This window comes from Bradyrhizobium sp. S69 (assembly GCF_009766005.1).
GTDB lineage: Bacteria > Pseudomonadota > Alphaproteobacteria > Rhizobiales > Xanthobacteraceae > Bradyrhizobium.
Genome location: NZ_LMUK01000032.1, coordinates 18,921 through 38,494, shown reverse-complemented (window position 1 = coordinate 38,494; position 19,574 = coordinate 18,921). Strand labels below are relative to the sequence as shown.

At 62.9% G+C, this 19,574-nt stretch carries 16 protein-coding genes; 9 read left to right on the top strand and 7 right to left on the bottom strand.

Annotated elements, in window-relative coordinates; all coding sequences use genetic code 11:
- Positions 1-83: 83 nt before the first annotated feature.
- Entirely contained in the window at positions 84-1,061 is a 978-nt protein-coding gene (locus tag GSQ88_RS12850) for a Bug family tripartite tricarboxylate transporter substrate binding protein (protein WP_159008129.1), read from the bottom strand.
- Positions 1,062-1,250: 189 nt separating this feature from the next.
- Between GSQ88_RS12850 and GSQ88_RS12845 the strand changes: the two genes are divergently transcribed.
- Both GSQ88_RS12845 and GSQ88_RS12840 read left to right on the top strand, forming a co-directional pair.
- Positions 1,251-1,670 carry a VOC family protein gene (locus tag GSQ88_RS12845; RefSeq protein ID WP_159008128.1) on the top strand — a complete coding sequence of 140 codons (420 nt, stop codon included), beginning with the start codon at positions 1,251-1,253 and terminating at the stop codon, positions 1,668-1,670.
- 209 nt (positions 1,671-1,879) lie between these two features.
- Positions 1,880-3,466, top strand: coding sequence for an AMP-binding protein (locus tag GSQ88_RS12840; RefSeq protein ID WP_159008127.1), 1,587 nt, complete (start codon positions 1,880-1,882; stop codon positions 3,464-3,466).
- 22 nt (positions 3,467-3,488) lie between these two features.
- Here GSQ88_RS12840 and GSQ88_RS12835 read toward each other — a convergent pair whose 3' ends face one another.
- On the bottom strand, positions 3,489-4,784 hold the full coding sequence (locus GSQ88_RS12835) for a cytochrome P450 (RefSeq protein ID WP_159008126.1): 1,296 nt from the start codon (positions 4,782-4,784) through the stop codon (positions 3,489-3,491).
- 247 nt (positions 4,785-5,031) lie between these two features.
- Here GSQ88_RS12835 and GSQ88_RS12830 point away from each other — a divergent pair, with 247 nt between their 5' ends.
- On the top strand, positions 5,032-6,711 hold the full coding sequence (locus tag GSQ88_RS12830; RefSeq protein WP_246735260.1) for an amidohydrolase: 1,680 nt from the start codon (positions 5,032-5,034) through the stop codon (positions 6,709-6,711).
- An 82-nt stretch (positions 6,712-6,793) separates the two neighbouring features.
- On the opposite strand, the gene GSQ88_RS12825 is transcribed toward GSQ88_RS12830, so the two are convergent.
- From GSQ88_RS12825 to GSQ88_RS12815, 3 genes are all read right to left on the bottom strand, one after another.
- The gene (locus GSQ88_RS12825) at positions 6,794-7,888 is read right to left on the bottom strand and encodes an HD-GYP domain-containing protein (RefSeq protein ID WP_159008124.1); all 1,095 of its coding nucleotides are present in this window, start codon (positions 7,886-7,888) and stop codon (positions 6,794-6,796) included.
- A gap of 209 nt (positions 7,889-8,097) precedes the next feature.
- Positions 8,098-10,401: a xanthine dehydrogenase family protein molybdopterin-binding subunit gene (locus GSQ88_RS12820; protein WP_159008123.1), complete on the bottom strand. Its 2,304-nt coding sequence runs from the start codon at positions 10,399-10,401 to the stop codon at positions 8,098-8,100.
- Entirely contained in the window at positions 10,398-10,886 is a 489-nt protein-coding gene (locus tag GSQ88_RS12815) for a (2Fe-2S)-binding protein (RefSeq protein WP_159008122.1), read from the bottom strand. The genes GSQ88_RS12820 and GSQ88_RS12815 overlap by 4 nt, the downstream gene beginning before the upstream one ends.
- 349 nt (positions 10,887-11,235) lie before the next feature.
- Between GSQ88_RS12815 and GSQ88_RS12810 the strand changes: the two genes are divergently transcribed.
- The 3 genes from GSQ88_RS12810 (at position 11,236) to GSQ88_RS12800 (ending at position 13,182) form a co-directional block, all read left to right on the top strand.
- The gene (locus GSQ88_RS12810) at positions 11,236-12,021 is read left to right on the top strand and encodes an alpha/beta fold hydrolase (protein WP_159008121.1); all 786 of its coding nucleotides are present in this window, start codon (positions 11,236-11,238) and stop codon (positions 12,019-12,021) included.
- Positions 12,018-12,407: a hypothetical protein gene (locus tag GSQ88_RS12805; RefSeq protein ID WP_159008120.1), complete on the top strand. Its 390-nt coding sequence runs from the start codon at positions 12,018-12,020 to the stop codon at positions 12,405-12,407. The genes GSQ88_RS12810 and GSQ88_RS12805 overlap by 4 nt, the downstream gene beginning before the upstream one ends.
- Positions 12,408-12,510: 103 nt before the next feature.
- On the top strand, positions 12,511-13,182 hold the full coding sequence (locus GSQ88_RS12800) for a dienelactone hydrolase family protein (protein WP_159008119.1): 672 nt from the start codon (positions 12,511-12,513) through the stop codon (positions 13,180-13,182).
- 181 nt (positions 13,183-13,363) lie between these two features.
- On the opposite strand, the gene GSQ88_RS12795 is transcribed toward GSQ88_RS12800, so the two are convergent.
- Both GSQ88_RS12795 and GSQ88_RS12790 read right to left on the bottom strand, forming a co-directional pair.
- Positions 13,364-14,101, bottom strand: a complete 738-nt coding sequence (locus GSQ88_RS12795; RefSeq protein ID WP_246735258.1) for a polysaccharide biosynthesis/export family protein — start codon at positions 14,099-14,101, stop codon at positions 13,364-13,366.
- A 271-nt stretch (positions 14,102-14,372) separates the two neighbouring features.
- Positions 14,373-14,690, bottom strand: a complete 318-nt coding sequence (locus tag GSQ88_RS12790; protein WP_159008117.1) for a hypothetical protein — start codon at positions 14,688-14,690, stop codon at positions 14,373-14,375.
- Between the two features lie 454 nt (positions 14,691-15,144).
- Here GSQ88_RS12790 and rpsT point away from each other — a divergent pair, with 454 nt between their 5' ends.
- From rpsT to dnaN, 3 genes are all read left to right on the top strand, one after another.
- Positions 15,145-15,411, top strand: coding sequence for a 30S ribosomal protein S20 (gene rpsT / locus GSQ88_RS12785; protein ID WP_159008116.1), 267 nt, complete (start codon positions 15,145-15,147; stop codon positions 15,409-15,411).
- A gap of 1,308 nt (positions 15,412-16,719) precedes the next feature.
- Positions 16,720-18,150 carry a chromosomal replication initiator protein DnaA gene (gene dnaA / locus GSQ88_RS12780; protein ID WP_159008115.1) on the top strand — a complete coding sequence of 477 codons (1,431 nt, stop codon included), beginning with the start codon at positions 16,720-16,722 and terminating at the stop codon, positions 18,148-18,150.
- Between the two features lie 285 nt (positions 18,151-18,435).
- Positions 18,436-19,554: a DNA polymerase III subunit beta gene (gene dnaN, locus GSQ88_RS12775; RefSeq protein ID WP_159008114.1), complete on the top strand. Its 1,119-nt coding sequence runs from the start codon at positions 18,436-18,438 to the stop codon at positions 19,552-19,554.
- Positions 19,555-19,574 lie beyond the last annotated feature (20 nt).

Here is a 19,574-nt window from a genome sequence, read left to right as displayed (position 1 = left end):
TCGGTCCTAACGTTCAACCCTTTGGGATTTATTGCTGCCTCGGGATCAAAACAAGGCCGCCTCGGGAAGGTTCCCGGCCGCGGCTAATCGATGCGCAGGCCCGCGAACTTCACCACCTTTTCCCATTTCTCGGTCTCGGCCGCGATCATCTCGCCGAACGCTTCCGGCGTGCTGATCAAGGGGTCGCCGCCGAGCTCGATCAGGCGCTTCTTGACCTCCGGGTCGGCCAGCACCGCGTTGATCGCCTGGTTGAGCTTGGCGATGATCTCCGGCGGGGTCTTCTTCGGCGCCCCCATGCCGAACAACGCACTCGCCTCATAGCCCGGCACGGTCTCGGCGACGGTCGGCACGTCAGGCAATTCGGGAGACCGCGTCGCCGTCGTGACCGCCAACGCCCGCAAGGCTCCGCCTTTGATGTGTCCGATGATCGAGGGCATGTTGTCGAAGATCACCTGGACACGATCGCCGAGCAGGTCGGTGATCGCGGGCGCCGCGCCCTTATAGGGCACGTGCAGCATCTGGGCGCCCGACATCGCCATGAACAATTCACCGGACAAATGCACCGAGGTGCCGTTGCCGGATGAGGCCATGTTCACCTTGCCGGGATTGTCCTTCACATAGGCGATGAATTCAGCGACCGTCTTTGCCGGCACGCCGGGCGCGACCGTCATCACATTCGGCACCCGGTTAAAGGACGCCACCGGCGCGATGTCGCGGATGAAATTGAAGTTGAGGTTGGCGTAGAGTGAAGCGTTGACGAAATTCGCCGGATTGACCAGCAGTACCGTGTAGCCATCGGGCGCGGCGTTGACCACCGATTCGGTGCCGATATTGTTGCCGGCGCCCGGCTTGTTCTCGATGATGAATTGCTGGCCCATCCGCTCGGAGAGTTTCTGGCCGATCAGCCGCGCGATGATATCGGTGGCGCCGCCGGCCGGATATCCGACCACGAAGCGAACCGGCCGGGTCGGGTAATCCAGCGCCGACGCGCCACCCGTCGACCAGGCCAAGACCGAAAGCCCCATCGCGACCAGACCGATCGCCGCGCGACGTGATGCCATGCCGTTTCTCCCTTTCGGTTTTCTCTTTGCGTTTTGTTGGCGTCTACTTGGCGTTTTCTTGCCGTTTTCACGAATCCGGAAAGCCAGGGTTCGTTGCTGTTGAACTGGCGTGGGCCGGCGTTGTAACAAACAACGCCAAGTGCGGCCAGTGCGGCACACCCGCGTCGGACCGCGACGAAAGGATAATGCATGCCGGTCAAGATCCATGCGCTCGACCATATCGTGATCAACGTCTCCGATGTCGCGCGCTCCGCCGAATGGTATCGGAAAATCCTGGGCATGGAGGTCAGGGTATTCGACCCGGGCCAGGGTAAACCGACGCGCACCTCGCTGATTTTCGGCAACCAGAAAATCAACGTGCGGCCGCGCGACGCCGACACGGTGGAATGGTTCACGGCGGACCATGTCGCCGCCGGCAGCGACGATCTGTGTTTTCTGACCGGCGCCACGCCGCAGGACGTGGTCGCGCACCTCAAGGCAAGCGGCGTCGCAATCGAGGAAGGCCCGGTGGCGAAACAAGGCGCCCGCGGCACGCTGCGCTCTGTCTATTGCCGCGATCCCGACGGCAGCCTGATCGAGATTTCGTCGTATGAAGACGGGGCGGATTAGGCGAGATAGGACACCGTCATCCTGAGGTGCGAGCCCCTTGGCGAGCCTCGAAGGATGGCAACACGTGCGGCCATCCTTCGAGACGCGGCGAAGACGCCGCTCCTCAGGATGACGGCGATACCGTCATTTGCCCCCCGCGCGATCCAATGGCACGATACTCCCAAGCATAATGATAAGGGCGACCGCCAAGGCCGCCCGCGGGAGGATTAATGTCGAACGCACACCGCGCGCCGGGCGTCGTGGGACCTTTTGCCGGGATGGACGTGCCGTGGCTGCTGCGGATGCAGAGCCAGGCGCGCAAGGACCATCCGTTCCTGATCTGGGCGCCGTTCGACGCGCCGGCGCGAAGCTGGAGTTACGGCGAATTTCACGAGCGGGTCGGCGCGCTGGCCGCAGGCCTGGTCAAGCGCGGCATCCGGCCCGGCGAGTATGTGCTGATCCACCTCGATAATTGCATCGAGGCCCTGCTGGCCTGGTTCGCCTGCGTCGAACTCGGCGCCATCGCCGTCACCACCAACACCCGCTCGGCGCCGGCCGAGATGGAATATTTCGCCGGCCATTGCGGCGCCGTCGCCGCCATTACCCAGCCGGCCTATGCCGAGACGATCTCGGCGCATTGCCGGAGCCTGCGCTGGCTCGCCGTGATCTCGCACGATTCCGGCGCCGATCCCGCGCCCGGCAACGCCGCGCCGCGCGGCGATCGCTTCGAGGCGCTGTTCGCCGACAGCGTCGACCGGCCGCGGCGCGCCGCCGATCCCTCCGCCCCCTGCAGCGTACAATATACGTCGGGCACCACGTCGCGCCCGAAAGCGGTGCTGTGGACCCACGCCAATGGGCTGTGGGGCGCCAAGATCAACGCGTCGCACCAGGATCTGCATGCGGGCGACGTGCACCAGACTTATCTGCCGCTGTTCCACACCAACGCGCTGGCCTATTCGATGCTGGCGAGCCTGTGGGTCGGTGCGACCTGTGTGATTCAGCCGCGCTTTTCCGCGAGCCGGTTCTGGCCGGTCGCACTCGAACATGGCTGCACCTGGACCTCGACGATCCCGTTCTGCATGAAGGCGCTGCTCGATCACGAGATCCCGAAACAGCACAAATTCCGGCTGTGGGGCACCGCGGTGTGCGATCCACCGGTCTTCGCGCGCTTCGGCATCAAAATCATCGGCTGGTGGGGCATGACCGAGACCATCACCCACGGCATCATCGGCGAGGTCGATCAGCCCAACACCCCAATGTCGATCGGCCGCGCCGCGCCGGAGTATACCATCCGCATCACCGACGATGACGGCAGGCCGACCGAGGTCGGCGGCACCGGCAATCTCTCGATCAAGGGCGTGCCCGGGCTGTCGCTGTTTTCGGAATATCTGCACAACGAGAAAGCCACCACCGAGAGCTTTGACGAGCACGGCTATTTTGTCACCGGCGACCGCATCACGATGCTGGAACACGGGTTCGTCAAATTCGGAGATCGCGCCAAGGACATGCTGAAGGTCGGCGGCGAGAACGTCGCGGCCTCCGAAATCGAGCAGGTGATCGCGGTGGTGCCCGGCGTCCGTGAGGCGGCGGTGGTGGCCAAGAAGCACCCGATGCTCGACGAGGTGCCGGTGGCATTCATCATTCCGCATGCCGGGGTTGGTGGCTCGCCTGCGGAATTGCACGACACGGTCATGACCGCCTGCCGCAGCGCGCTGGCGGATTTCAAGATCCCGCGCGAGATCCGGTTTGTCGACGAGATGCCGCGCTCGACGCTGGAGAAAGTGGCGAAGGCTGAATTGCGCAAGATGCTCGATTGAGCCGCCGCTTTCGGAATCGCGCTTAATTCACCTCAAACCGAACGGGCAGTTTCTTCGGGCCGTTGACGAAGGTGGCCTGCGTCATCTTCACTTCGCCGTCGAGCGCGATCGACTTCAGCCGCGGCAGCAATTCCTCAAACAGGATCCGCATCTCCAGCTTGGCGAGATATTGTCCGAGACACAGATGCGCACCGTAGCCGAAAGCGACATGTCGGTTCGGCTTGCGGTCGCAGCGGAAGCTGAAGGGGTCCTCGAACACCTCCTCGTCGCGATTGCCGGACGCATAACACAGCATCAGCCAATCACCTTTGGCGATGCGGCGGCCGCCCAGTTCGGTGTCCGCGGTCGCCGATCGCATGAAATGCTTGACCGGCGTCATCCAGCGAACCGCCTCATCGACCAGACCCGGAATCAATTCCGGATGGGCTTTGACCTTGGCGAATTGTTCCGGATTTTCGGCCAGCGCCCAGATCGCACCGGCCGTCGACGATGACGTGGTGTCGTGGCCCGCGGTCGCGACGATCATGTAATAGCTCGTCGCATCATGGTCGGGCATGTATTCGCCGCCGATTCTGGCGTTGGCGATCACGGTGGCCAGATCGTCGCGCGGATGACTGCGCCGCTCCTCGGTAATTTTCCTGAAATAGGCACCGAAATCATTCACGATCGACTGCATCATGCCGGCGAACTGCTCGGGCGAGAGTGCCTCCCTGACCCGCGCCGTATCGGGGTCCTGCGATCCGAACAGTTCCTGCGTGAGCTTGAGCATCCTGGGTTCGTCCTGTTCCGGAACGCCAAGGATTTCCATGATGACGTGCAGCGGATAGCCAAGCGCCACGTCGGCGACGAAATCGCAATGCCCGTCCTTCTCCAGCATCCGCGCCACCGTGCTGCGGGCGATATGACGGACGCGCGCTTCGAATTTCCCGAGATTGGCGGGCATGAACCAGCCCTGCGTCAGCGCGCGGTATTTCGGATGATCGGGCGCGTCCATCTGAACCAGGGAGCGCACCAGGTTCGGTCCGCCGGTGATCCTGCGGATGCGCTCGATGCCCGCGCGTGCCGTCAGGACCGTCGCGCGGTCCGCATTGTGGAAGAGATCGTTCTGGCGGCTGATGGCCTGGATATGCGCGTGTTTGGTGACGACCCAGAACGGATCGAAATTCTCGGTCCGCGCAACCCCGAGCGGATTGTTGGTGCGGAGCCATCGATAGCTTTCATGAAGGCGGTTATCGGCATAGGCGGCCGGATTGACGAGGGTAGCTGCAATGTCCGGGGGAATGTCGACATTCCCGTTGAGGGTCGTTGCGGTATCCATGGATTTTCCTCCGCTCTCCGGGAGCCATTATACGCCGGCTTGGTCCTGTTGTAGAGCAAGACCGAGCGGTCGGCGGCCTGTTCACCCGCCCGAGAGTCATCTAGATTTGGTCGGCTGCCACATCCCATGCTTGCGTTGGGCAGCTAACCATGGCGACCCGAAGTCCCCGTGCGATCAAAATCAAGAAAATCAGGGGAGAGCGGACATGACGGGGATCAGCCAGCAATCAAGAATATCCACTAACCGATTGGCTCGATCTCTCGCGCTCGCGGTCTTGTGTCTCGCCTGGCCGGCCAGCATCGCCTGGGCGCAGTCAGCCGATACGATCCTGTTCAACGGCAAGATACTCACCGTCGACAAGGATTTTTCGACCAAGCAGGCGCTCGCGATCGCGCACGGCCAGGTACTCGCGACCGGCACCTCGGCGGCGATGAAGAAGCTCGCGGGCGACAGGGCCAGACTGATCGACCTCGGCGGCCGCACCGTCATTCCCGGCCTGACCGACGGTCATATCCACGGCATCCGCGCCGCATTGAACTTCGGCACGGAAGTGAACTGGGTCGGCGTGCCGACGCTGCGGGAGGCGCTGGCCAGAATCAGCCAGGCCGCGACAACGCAACAGCCCGGCAGCTGGATCGTGGTGGCGGGCGGTTGGACCGAGGAGCAGTTTGCCGAGAAGCGGCGCCCGACCGCGGCTGAGGTCGTGGCCGCGGCGCAGGACCATCCGGTCTACATCCAGCATCTCTACGACTGGCTGTTGCTGACGCCGAACGCGATGGAGGCGCTTGGCATCCACGATGATGCGGACGTCACCCCCGGCGGCAAGCTCGAGCGCAACAGCGACAACCAGCCGACCGGCGTGGTGATCGCCAACGGCAATGCGCTCGGCAAGATCTTCGACAAACTTCCGAAGCCGACCCTGGCGCAACAGGTCGAGGGCTCGCGGAAATTCTTCAGCGAGATGAACAGCCTTGGCATCACCGGCATCGTCGATGGCGGCGGGGTCAGCATGTATCCGGCCAACTATCAGGCGGTGTTCAAGCTGTGGCACGACAAGCAGCTCTCGGTACGCATTGCCTATCACCTCTGCGCGCCGAAGCCGGGCAGCGAACTTGCGGATTTGCAGAACCTGACGCAGTTGCTGCCGCAAGGCTTTGGCGACGCCATGCTGCATTTCAACGGACCCGGCGAGATTCTGGTGTGGGCCGACTGGACCGACGGCGACATCACGCCCGACGGCAAGGCGAAACTGGCAGAGTTGCTGCGCTGGGCCGCATCGAGGGGCTACACCATCCAGATCCACTGGAACCCGGACCGCACGGTGCATGACCTGCTCGATATCGTCGAAGGCATCGAGAAGGATTACCCGGTTCGCGATCTCAGATGGACCGTGCTGCATCTGTACAACGCCTCCGAGGACAGCCTGAAGCGGATGAAGTCGCTCGGCCTGATCTGGGGCGTTCAGGACGGCCTGTATTTCGGCGGCGAAGCGCTGCAGCGCGAGGTCGGCGTCGATGCGGCGAAGGCGATGCCGCGGATCGCAACGGCGATGAAGATGGGATTGACCGTTGCCGGCGGCACCGACGCGCACCGCGTATCGTCCTATAATCCATTCGTTGCGCTGCAATGGTATCTCGACGGCACGACGATCGGCGGCGTGCAGACCCGTGGACCGGAGCAGGCCCCGAGCCGCCAGCAAGCGCTGCAGATGTACACCCGCAATTCCGCGTTCATGGCCAATGACGACAACCGGCGCGGAACGCTTGAACCTGGCAAATTCGCCGATCTGGCGGTGCTGTCGGCCGACTATCTGACCGCACCGGTCAACGAAATCAGCAAGATCAGATCGGTTTTGACGATGGTCGGCGGCGACGTGGTGTATGCGGCCGCGCCGTTTGCGGAGTTAGCTGCGGGGAAGGCGCATTAGTTCGTCATTGCGAGCCAACGGGTCCGGCCTCTGGCCGGCCCCGTTGGCTCGCAATGACGAGGGAATGACGGCGGATCGCTCGCTAAGCCCCGAGCGCCACCGGACGGAATGCCTGCAACAGATGCTGGTCGAGCTTGCCGCCCATCTGCTCCATCACCTCAAAGGCTTTGGCGTGGGTGAACGGCAGCCGGTAGGCCCGCTTCTCCACCAGCGCGGCATGGATATCCACGATCGTGGTCAGGCGCACGATATCGCTGATCTGGTTGCCGCTCAGTCCGTCCGGATATCCGGTGCCGTCGAGAAACTCATGATGGTGCAGGATCACGTCCAGCATCTCCGGTGGAAAGCCGCCCTGGTCGGCCAGCGCATCGAAGCCGAGACGCGGGTGCTTCTGGATCTCGACCATCTCCTCGACGGTGAGCACGCCGGGCTTGTCCAGAATGGCCACGGGGATATACGCCTTGCCGACATCGTGCAGCAACGCCGCGCGCGCCAGCCGCCGCTGGTCGTCTTCGCGCATGCCGAGATGCTGCGCGAACGCCACGGCAAAGCCGGTGACGAACAGGCAATGGCGGTAGCTGTCGGTGTGGTGGCAGCCGACGGTGGTCAGCCACTCCCGCAGCGAGGAATGCTTGATGGCCTTGAGAATCTTGTTCTCGGCCTGGACGATGTCGTCCATCGTCAGCGGCACCCCGGCCGGCAGCTTCTCGAAGATCTTGACCATCACCACGTGGGCTGCGGCGACACCATTGTTCAGGGTCTGGCCGTGATCGGTCGCGTCGTAGCCATCGCTATCGGGGAATGAGGAGCGGATGCGCGCCAGAATCCCTTCCGCATCGAACGGGCGCGAAATCGTATCCGTCGCGCCGAGCGCCCAAGCCTGCATCGAGCCGTGGTGAAGCGCGTCGGCGAGAACGAACAGCCGCGGCAGGGCGCGATAGGCTTCGCCACGCAGCTTGTTGCGAACCCGCTGCACGCTTTCGGCGGAGCGCAAATTGATATCGACCACGATCCCCGAGAGGTTGCGGGCGGGAACTTCGGGAATATCCGAAGTCAAGATGGTGTCGACCTCGCTGACGGATTGCAGGATGCTGGCGAGTTCGCTGCTCTGATCGCTCCGATCCGACGCCAGCAGCAACCGGCGTTTGGTCGAAGTCTTGTTCGCTAGAGCTGACATGGGTCCCCTTTGAGCGCGGCAATTGGCCGATGCAAAGGTTACCTCGGAACCGGTTCCTTCCGGCTTAATAGGCGTCATCAACGATCGCTTGCCGCGACGTCTAAAAATTTAGCGATTATCCGGTTCCACGGTTCCACCTCGAGGCAGAAACGGTTCCGCCGGAAGCTGAGGGCTTCCGGCGGATCGATCTTGATGACGATGCGGTCGCTTTAAGCCTTCATGGCTGCCTTCACCGCCTCGGCCGTGATTGGCAGCGAGCGCACGCGGGCGCCGCTGGCATTGAAGATCGCATTCGCGAGCGCGGGCGCGATCACCGTCACCGCGGGTTCCCCGACACCGGTGGCTTTTTCACCATTGGCGATCACGCTGATGGCGACTTCCGGCATCTGACTCATCCGCAGTGGCGTGTAGGTATCGAAGTTGGTCTGTTCGATCGCGCCATCCTTCAGCGTCGCCTTCTCGTACAGTGCGAGCGAAAGTCCCCACAACGCCGCGCCCTCGACCTGGGCCCGGATGTTGTCGGGATGCACCTGGGTGCCGACGTCGGTGGCCACGGTCAGCTTCTTGACCTTGATCTCACCGGAATCGGACACCGCGACATGGGCCACGCACGCGGTCCAGCTTGCCGTCGCCCGTTCCTGCGACGACACGCAGGCAACGCCCATGCCTTCGCCCTTCGGGAGCTGCTTGCTGCCGTAACCCGACATGCCCATCGCGGCGAGCAAGGTGTTGCGCAAACGTTGCGCCCCACCGGCATTGGCGCCCTTGCCGTCGAGCATCTCGATCCGGTATTGCGCGGGATCCTTGCCGGCGGCATGGGCGAGTTCGTCGACCATGCTTTCGACCGCCCAGAAGGTCCAGCCCGGCGCCACCGACCGCAACTGTCCCGACGGGGTGGCGTTGTGGGCCATCTCGTTCTTGATCGCGCGCACATTGTGATTGGGCACGGAATAGAAGAAGTCCGCGCCGTTCACGGTGAAGGCATCCAGCGCACCCTTCTTGTCGACCGAGGGCGACATGAAGTCCGGGATTCCCCAGCGCTGAGTCGGCCACGCCGAGACCACGTCATGGTTCAACGCGATCAATTTGCCATCGGCATCGACGCCCGCTTTGACCTTCTGCAAGGTCAGCGGCCGCGAGAAGTCCATGGTCATGTCGTTTTCGCGGCTGTAGATGACCTTGACCGGCTTGCCGACGGCCTTCGCCGCCTGCACCGCCGGCACCATCATGTCGGCGTCCAGCCGCCGGCCGAAGCCGCCGCCCAGATACATCTGATGCATCACGACGAATTTGGGATCGACCCCGGCCGCACCCGCCGCGATCGCGCCGGAGCGCGTTGCGAACTGGTTGCCGGAATAGAGGTGCCAGATATCGCCCTGCAATTGCGCCGTGGCGTTCATCGGTTCCATCGGCGCATGGATGTTGATGCTGGTGGTGTATTCCGCCTCCACCACCTTCGCCGCGGTGCCGAATGCCGCGGCGGTGTCGCCCTCCTTGACGAAGAACTGCCCGGAATCGTCGAGCGCTTGAAGCCGCTTGGCTTCCGCAAATAGCGACTCGCTCGACACCTTGGCGTTCGGACCGCCGTCATAGTCGATTTTCAACGCATCGGCCGCGCGGCGGGCATTGGCGTAGGTGTCGGCAACCGCCACCACCCATCCGGTCGTGGTGGCCGTCTTGTCATCGAGCACGACGGCCTTGATGAAGCCCGGCACTTTCTTGGCCGCGCTGTCATCGACCGATTTCACCGTTGCGCCGTAACGCACCGGCGGTGTCACGACCTTGCCGTACACCATGCCCGGCAGCATCACGTCGATGCCGTATTTGGCGGTGCCGTTGGTCTTGGAGGGGATATCGATCTGCGGAACCGAAACCCCGATCATGGTGTACTGGTCGGGCGTCTTGAGCTTGATGGCCTTGAGTTCGTCCGGCGTGAAGGTCTTGGTCGCCTTTCCGCTCTTGACGATGTCGGCATAGCTCATCGATTTCTTCGACTTCGGATGCGAGATCGTGGAGTCGTGCACCACCAATTCGCCTGATGGCACGCCCATCGAGGCGGCGGCGGCTTCGGTCAATGCCATCCGTCCGGCGGCGCCGGCGCGGCTCATCGCGTCGTAGTTCATCATCGTCGACCAGCTACCGCCGGTGATTTGCGCGCCGAGCACGGGATCGTTGAACTTCGGATCGTTGGACGCAAGCTGGACCCGCATGTCCTTCCAGTTGGCGCCGAGTTCCTCGCAGATGATCTGCGCCATGGTCGATGCAATGTGCTGGCCCATGTCGGCCTTGCCGCAGGTGACCGTGACAATCCCGTCGGGTGCGATCGAATACCAGACGCTGGGGTCGAAATTGCCGGTCGCGGCAAACGCCGCATCGGCGCCGAGCAGACCGGGTACGCCGGAATAGCCGAGCGCAAGACCGGCTGTGGCACTGCCGACCAGAAACGAGCGGCGACTCAGATCGGCAGGCGTGCCGGCGGCGATATCCTTGTCGAGTTTGACGTGCGTATTCATGTTGCTCTCCGATCGGTGGCCGTGGATGCCGTGCGCATTTCGGAGGCCGCGCGCATAATCGCCTTCTGAATTCGTGAATAGGTCATGCAGCGGCAGAGATTGCCGTCCATGTGTTCGACCACCTGTTCCTTGGTCGGATCGGAGTTCTTGGCGAGCAGCGAGGCCGCCTGCATGATCTGGCCGGACTGGCAATATCCGCATTGCGGAACCTGCTCGGCGATCCATGCCTTTTGCAGCGGGTGGTCGCCCTTGGCGCTGAGCCCTTCGATGGTGGTGATTTTCTTGCCGACGGCATCGCTGAGCGAGGTCTGGCAGGATCGTACGGCTTCACCGTTGATGTGAACCGTGCAGGCGCCGCACAGGCCGGCGCCGCAGCCGAACTTGGTGCCGGTCATCTGCAATTGTTCGCGGATGACCCAGAGCAGCGGCGTGTCGTTCGCCGCCTCGACGGACATACTCCGTCCGTTGATAGTCAGGTTAGGCATTTCCTCTTTCCCCTGCCGGTGTAGGAAGCCGCTTACGGCGGCAACTCACTGTTGGGTCATGGCTGGCGCCCACCGGGTAAGCGCCAGTTGCATGCAGGATGATACCGTTCGCATCGCGAGGCAATGCAAATTAGAATCGGTCGAAGAGAATAATTTCTCGGAGTTTCTGTTGTGCACTGCGGCGAACGGCTGCCGCGCGGTCCATCGACAGGTCAAATCAACTCGCCGAATCGACTTTGCATATGCGTCGGCGCTGCTAGCGTTTTTGCGCATTTCACAACGGCGAACGGATCGCGCTAGGATGGCGGCGCACACCGTTTGATCCGGCAGGCCGCCAGGAAATCCCAAGATGCCAACGATCGATCGCGACGGGACCAAGATCCATTACGAGGTCCATGGCAGCGGCCCGCCGCTGATCCTGACCCACGGCTATTCATCGACATCGGCGATGTGGCAGGGCCAGATCGAGGCGCTGGCGAAACGCCACAAGCTGATTGTGTGGGACATGCGCGGCCACGGCCAGTCCGATTACCCCGACGATCCGGCGGCCTATAGCGAGGCGCTGACCGTCGGCGACATCGCAGCCCTGCTCGACGAGGTCGGGGCCGCCAAGGCCATCGTCGGCGGGCTGTCGCTCGGCGGTTACATGTCGCTGGCATTTTACCGGGCGCATCCCGAACGGGTCAGTGCATTGCTCATCATCGATACCGGACCAGGCTTCAAGAAGGACGACGCCCGCGAGGCCTGGAACAAGCGCGCGCACGACACCGCCGACCGCTTCGAGCATCACGGCCTCGATGTCCTCAAATCCGCCAGCCGCGAGCGCTCGAGCGTGAGCCATCGCGACGCCTCGGGCCTCGCCCGCGCCGCGCGCGGCATGCTGACCCAGCGCGATGCCCGGGTGATCGAGTTATTGCCCGAGATCAAGGTGCCGTCGCTCGTGGTGGTCGGCGCCGACGACACGCCGTTCCTCGCGGCCTCCGACTATATGGCGGCGAAGATTCCCGGCGCGAAGAAGGTGGTGATCGCCGCCGCCGGCCACGCCGTCAACATCGACCAGCCGCAGGCGTTCATCGACGCGGTGGTGCCGTTTCTCGATGCGCTGCCGCGCGGCGCCGAACAGGTGGCTTCATGACCAATAGCCGGCCGTATCGCACCACGTTTGTGGCGCTGATGTCCGTTGCATCAGTCGGCTTGGTATCAGTGACCTTGGCATCCTTTGGCCCAGCCGCGGCGCAATCCGCCGCATCGGGCAACGGCACGCATTCCCCGCCCTTCACCACGACGCTGTCGAACATCACGCCGCTGGTGGTCGGGATGAATCTCGACGACGCCACCCAGGCGCTGAGGACCCAATTGAGTTACGTCAGCGGCCGTCCGGGCGATGAAGTCTTTCTCGCCCACCGCAATGTCGGCGGCAGCGGGTTGTTCGATCATAACGACCGGCTCTATCTGCAATTCCGCCAGGGCAGGCTGGCGGCGTGGAAGGGCGATTGGGGCCATAACTGGATGTGGCAATAGCCCCGTTTTCCGCGCGTCCTTGCCAGCCGACGACGCGGCTTGCGACGATCACCTCTCGAACGACGACGACCTCTAGACGCAACCCCTAACCAATGGATCAATCGTGGGACAAGATATCAAGCTGACGGCTTCGGATGGTTTTCAATCGGGCGGCTACCGGGCCGAGCCCGCGGGCGCGCCCAAGGGCGCCATCGTGGTGATCCAGGAGATCTTTGGCGTCAATCACCACATCCGCGCGGTCTGCGACCGGCTCGCCGGCGCCGGCTATGTCGCGATCGCGCCGTCGATCTTCGACCGCATCGAGCCCCATTTCCAATCCGGCTACTCGGCCGACGAGGTCGCGGTGGCGCGCAAATTCGTCGCCAATCCGGACTGGACGGCCATGCTGCTGGACACCCAGGCTGCGATCGATGCGGTGAAGAATGTCGGACCGGTCGGGATCATCGGCTTTTGCCTCGGCGGCAGCATCGCCTATGCGGCGGCGACCAAGCTTGAGGGATTGTCGGCGGCGATCGGCTATTACGGCGGCGCCGTCGTTCGTTTCGCCGACGACAAGCCCAAGGTGCCGACGCAACTGCATTTCGGCGAACAGGACCATGGCATTCCGCTCACCGACGTCGATACCATCAAGGCCAAGCGGCCAGAGGTCGAGGTCTATGTCTATCCGGGCGCGCAGCACGGCTTCCATTGCGACGAACGCGCAAGCTATGACAAGGCCAGCGCCGATATCGCCTGGCCGCGCAGCCTCGAGTTCTTTGCCAAGCATTTGAAGTGATGTGATCCGCGTCGTACCCCTGAAGGCGCGTATCCAGCAAGGCCTGTAGCCCGGATGAGCGCAGCGATATTCGGGACAGCAGTCCAGGATGTCGCTGCGCTCATCCGGGCTACGACCACAACTCCGCGATCTCGCGACACGATAGATTTATTTGATCGCGCGACCGCGGATCGAGCTTTCTTCAGAACCAGCGCTCGCCGACCAGCACGGTATCGCCGGGGCCGAGCGGCGTGCCGAGCGGCACCACGGCGCGCATCGAGCCTGACGCGTCGGTATGGGTCAGCGTGACCGAGTCGCGCCGCGCCCGTGGCGAGAAGCCGCCGGCGATCGCCACCGCGCTTTCGACGCTCATATTGGGCACGTAGGGATATTGGCCGGGAGCGGCGACCTCGCCGAGGATAAAGAACGGCCGATAGGATTCGATTTCGACCGCCACCGACGGATCGCGGATGTAACCGTTGCGCAGTTTGGCGGTGATCTCGGAAGCCAACCCCGCGGGCGTGCGTCCGCGCGCCGGCACCGCGCCGATCAGCGGCATCGTGATCGAGCCGCCGGCATCGATCGCATAGGTGTTGGTGAGACCGTCCTGGCCGAACACCACGACCCGCAACTTGTCACCGGCGTCGAGCCGATAGGCGGAATCATAGGCCACGGGCTGAGGCGCGGCCGCGTAGCCGACCGGCACCGCGACCGGGCCAGCTGCATATCCAGGCGCATAATAGGCTGGGCGCTGCGAGGCAAAACTGTTGCGGAGCGCGCTGATGGCGCCGCCGCCATCGTTCGAAGGCGCCGCGACCACGACGCGCGGCGATGCCGCATAGGGCTGACCATAGGCCATGGCGTCGAGATCGCCTTGCGGCTGCACGGTCGCGACCGGCCCGGATGCGTGCATGCAGCCCGACAGGCTGAGCGCAGTCATGGCGGCAATCATCGGTAGTCGAAACGCGCGCACAACCCGCACTGGTGCCATCCCTCATAGCGAGACAGCTCAAGTCTTGCACCCTTTATGGTTAACAAATGGTATTTGCCGGCCAACATGGCAGCCGGCGCCGCAGCTCCAGAGCATTTCTGGTTCTGATGGAATCAGAACCAGAAATGCTCTAGCTTTTGTTTTGACGCGTTTTCTTGACGCGAACCGGTACCCACTTCGCTCGAAAACGCTCCAGCATCGACGCGGCGCCGACGCCGCGTCAGCTCCTGGAATAGCCGATCAACGGCTTGCGCGGCCGGAACAGCAACATCAGCAAAATACCGGCGATCCCCATCACCGCGAAGACCGGCTGATCCAGCACAATCTGGATGACCTTATTCCAGAGCCAGGGCGCGTGGCTCTCGACCCAGGCGTGAAAGGCCGTCTGGCTGGATTGGTGGATGTCGTTCCAGAAGTCGCCGAACCGGGTGAAACGCAAGGTCTGGTCGGCCACCCAGCGCGCGCCGTCATAGACCATGAAGATGAATCCGCCGGCCAGCAGCAGCAGCCCCAGTAGTCGGAAAAAACCGCGGATCATCCGTCATCCTCTCACTGGCACGCCCGAAAGCCGTGCCAGCATTCGAGCCCGATGACGTTTTCCCGAAACGTCATTCCGCTCTATCCCGTTATTAAAGCATGATCTTTTCGGGAAACCGGCACCCAACTTCCCGGATCATGCTCTAGCGGGACGGCACAAGAAATTCAACCTCATCAGCAGCTTATCGGCCTTCCCCGGTCCGGTCGGCCGGTTCCGAAGCGGCTGGAAGGCGTTGACGCTGGTAGCCGCGCCCTCTATAAGACCGGCAATGGCGGCAGGCGCAATCCTGCCGCCGCTATTCTTTGAACGGCGCCGCGATGTGAGCCTTTTCGCTCCAGCAATGGCATCCCTCGAGAATACCCGGAAATACACCAGCGTCGATCAATTGGTTGAACGGCCGGCGCGTTCAAGTCCGACCAACCACGACCGGTCCACGCCCAAGGAATTTGAGAACATGGCCAATACCACTTCCGCCAAGAAGGCGACCCGCAAGATTGCCCGCCGCACCATCGTCAACAAGTCGCGCCGCACCCAGATGCGCGGCGCGGTTCGCACCGTCGAAGAGGCGATCAAGAGCGGCGACCGCGATGCGGCACTGAAGGCTTTCGCGAGCGCCGAACCCGAACTGATGCAGGCAGCGCAGCGCAACATCATTCACAAGAACAATGCGAGCCGTAAGGTCTCGCGGCTCGCCCATCAGATCGCCAAGCTCGCCAAGTAACTCGCCAAGTAAGCTGATCGAGTGAGCTGATCGAGACAATCCGATTGGGGCAACCGATTGGACTGTTCCGATGGAATGAGACGATCGGAAACTGAACTGATCGAAACAAACATTCGTCAAAGCCCGGCTCTGCCGGGCTTTTTGTTTTTCGGTCCTACGACCTGATGACCGCACGACGAGCCGCGCGTCATATTTCTATCCGTAGTTTTACGCGGTGCCGTTTTGATGCACCGGAAACTTTGATGGCTCGGAAACATTGCGCATTGCGGCGGTCAACTGGCGCTCGATGCGATCCGGATGCGATCGCTCGTGATTTTCGATCGGAAAAAATACCGCGCGGGAGTTACCCTCAAAAACAATCGCGAAAAGCTCCGCATCGCTAGTCACTTATCCACATAGCGAGGCCGAGCGGTTTGAAAAACGCGCTTCTTGCGATCAAACGTAAATATTTTGTGAAAAAATTTCTCGATTGTGGCGAGATTTGTGACAGTGCCCGGCGCGCGCGATTCTGTGCGCTGATTCAAAACGTTGCTTTCGAGCTTCGCGCTTGCAGCGCCGCAACACCGACGAAGACTCTCTCGCCGCCAGTGAAACAACGGATTGTCAGAAGTTGTGCATAGTGTATTTCTTTAATCGTTCGCGGCGCCCACGGCTCTCCAGATCAGCGCGATTAGAGAACCAGGGGCGAACGTGCAAATCGGCGGCGGTGTGCGCGTAAGCGGCGTTTCCAAGCGATGATCGGGTTGTAACTCATAGCAAATATGAGGACGGCGGTTCTGTGTCGAAATTTCTCAAGCGAGGCCTCGGTCTCGTTCGCGTAAAAATGAGAGATAGGCATCGGCCGGTGAACCCGTCGCGCGGACGCGAAGCAAGTGAACGAGGACGGCGGGCTGAGGTGTGCGGCTAGCGACTGAACGATTTTAAACTTCAGGCGTTGCCGACCGAATTTGAAATATGTGCGGACTGACAACTTGCCGTGGGCAACCGCGGTGGGACGGGGAGGTTGTATGCTTTACGGTATCATCGCGGCGGTCGATCAGATTTCATTTTCAAATGACAGCGAACTGAATGCCCCCTCGGGGGCGGCCGGTACACGGCCACCCGCGTGCGCTCCGGACAGGCCGTCGAGTACGCGCTGACCTCGCGGAGACCCCTCGCTTTCAACCCATGATTTGCCACGCGGCGTTTCGCCGGACGGCTGGTCTATGGCTGAAGACGAAGCCCCGCTTGAGGTCACGCCGCGCGAAAGTCTCGCACGGCGGTTTTCACCCATCCAAGAATTACTCCTTTTTGAAAAGTCATCGGGAAATGTCGAACATGGAACAGGATCGCTGGTCACGCGTGAAGGGCCGTCTGCGGACGAGCGTCGGAGAAGACGTCTACACCAGCTGGTTTGCGCGGATGGATCTGGAAAGCGTGCAGTCGGAAAGCGTCCACATGTCGGTTCCGACACGGTTTCTCAAGAGCTGGATCCAGGCCCATTACGCCGAGCGCGTGCTGTCGTGCTGGCAGGCCGAGATGCCCGAAGTGCACCGCATCGACCTCACCGTACGCACCGCGATGCGATGCGCGGCGCCGGCCAAGGACGCCCCCGCACCGGTCGATGCGCGCCGCTCCGAGCGAACCGACAACCGGCCCGCGCAAGAATTGCGCGCTACCGCGATCGCGCCGGTTTCCGCCAGCCATGACGCGCTCGGCGGCTCGCCGCTCGATCCGCGCCTGACTTTTGGCAGTTTTGTCATTGGCCGCTCGAATACGCTGGCGCACGCCGCGGCCCGCCAGGTCGCGGAAGGACGGCGTGGCGACAGCGTGATGTTCAATCCGCTCTATATCCATGCCGGCGTCGGCCTCGGCAAAACCCATCTGCTGCAAGCGGTAACCTGGGCCGGCAATTCCGGCAGCGAGCGCAAGGTGCTGTATCTCACCGCCGAAAAATTCATGTACGGCTTTGTCGCCGCGCTGAAGACGCAGACCGCGCTGGCCTTCAAGGAAGCGCTGCGCGGCATCGACGTGCTGGTGATCGACGATCTGCAATTCCTACAGGGCAAATCGACCCAGGCGGAGTTCTGTCACACCCTCAATGCGCTGATCGACGCCGGGCGTCAGGTGGTGATCGCCGCCGACCGCCCGCCATCCGATCTGGAGAGCCTCGACGATCGCGTGCGCTCGCGGCTGGCCGGCGGCCTCGTGGTCGAGATGGGTTCGCTTGGCGAGGAATTGCGGCTAGGAATCCTGAAGTCCCGCGTCGCCGCCGCCCGCGCCCATCACGCCAGCTTCGACGTGCCGGAACCGGTGCTGGATTATCTGGCGCGGACCATCACCCATAATGGCCGCGATCTCGAAGGCGCCATCAACCGCCTGCTGGCCCATTCCAAGCTCAACGCCCAGCCGGTCACCCTGGAAATGGCCGAGCGTGAGGTGCGCGACCTGATCCGCCCGCAGGAGCCCAAGCGGATCAAGATCGAGGACATTCAGCGTGTGGTGGCCCGGCAGTACAATGTCAGCCGCTCGGATTTGTTGTCGTCGCGCCGGACCGCCAATGTGGTGCGGCCGCGCCAGGTGGCGATGTATCTGGCCAAGACGCTGACCTTGCGCTCGCTGCCGGAGATCGGCCGCAGGTTCGGCGGACGCGACCACACCACGGTCCTGCACGCCGTGCGCAAGATCGAGGCGCTGGTGGCCAAGGATGTGGCGCTGTCCGAAGAGGTCGAATCGCTCAAGCGCCAGTTGCACGAATAGACTCCAAGTATGGACCCACGGCTGCCGAGCCGCGCCGGCCCGGCACTATCCCTCGTTGGACCGCTCCGGCGCATGCCGGGGCGGTTCCGTAAATGGGTCGCCGCCACGGCAAAACGTGGGGAACGGGGCCACGCATCTCTTGCGCTGGCGCGCCATCCGCGCCACCTTGGGCTCCCCCACGGGCCCGATCAAATCCAGCTTTGATCGGGCCCTCCGGGTCTCAAACGCCCGGCGCGCCCTTGGGCCGCCACGGCTTTTCCATCTTCGGATCGGGCGGGTATTGCTATGAAGGTTACCGTCGAACGCGCGCAACTCCTGAAATCGCTGGGGCACGTCCATCGTGTGGTCGAGCGGCGTAACACCATCCCGATCCTCGGCAACGTGCTGCTGCGCGCCGAGAGCGCGCGGCTGTCGCTGAAAGCCACCGACCTCGACCTCGAGGTGACGGAAACCCTGCCGGCGGAATCCGCAACCACCGGGTCGACCACGGTGCCGGCGCATATGTTCTACGACATCGTGCGCAAATTGCCCGACGGCGCCCAGATCGTGCTGGAAGGCGACGGCGATCGCTCGGTGCTGGCGATCCGCGCCGGCCGGTCGCGCTTCACCCTGCAAACGCTGCCGGAAAACGATTTCCCGGATCTCGCCGCCGGCGACATGACGCATTCGTTCACGCTTGCCGCCTCCGACGTCAAGCGGCTGATCGACCGCACGCAATTCGCGATCTCGACCGAGGAAACCCGTTACTATCTCAACGGCATCTATCTGCACGCGGCCGGCAGCGCCAAGGCCGCGACCCTGCGCGCGGTCGCCACCGACGGGCATCGCCTCGCCCAGATCGACCTGCCGCTGCCGAAGGGCGCCGACGGGATGCCGGGCGTGATCGTGCCGCGCAAGACCGTCGGCGAGGTGCAGCGCCTGATCGAGGATAGCGAGGCCGAAGTCCTGATTGAATTATCGCAAGGCAAGATCCGCTTCACCATCGGCAATGTGGTGCTGACCTCGAAACTGATCGACGGCACATTCCCGGATTACGGCCGCGTGATCCCGCAAAACAACGACAAGGAACTGATCGTCGACAAGAAGGATTTCGAGGCCGCGGTGGATCGCGTCTCGACGATCTCTAGCGAACGCGGCCGCGCGGTGAAACTGGCGCTGTCGGCGGGCAAGCTGGTGCTGTCGGTGACCAACCCGGATTCCGGCAGCGCCACCGAGGAGCTGGAAGTCGAATACGCCTCCGACGCGCTCGATATCGGTTTCAATTCACGTTATCTGCTGGATATCGCCGCCCAGATCGAGGGCGAAGTCGCGGTGCTGCGATTGGCCGATCCCGGCTCGCCGACGCTGGTGCAGGACAAGGACTCCAAGGGCGCGCTCTACGTGCTGATGCCGATGCGGGTGTAGGGATTCTCTAACTGTCATTG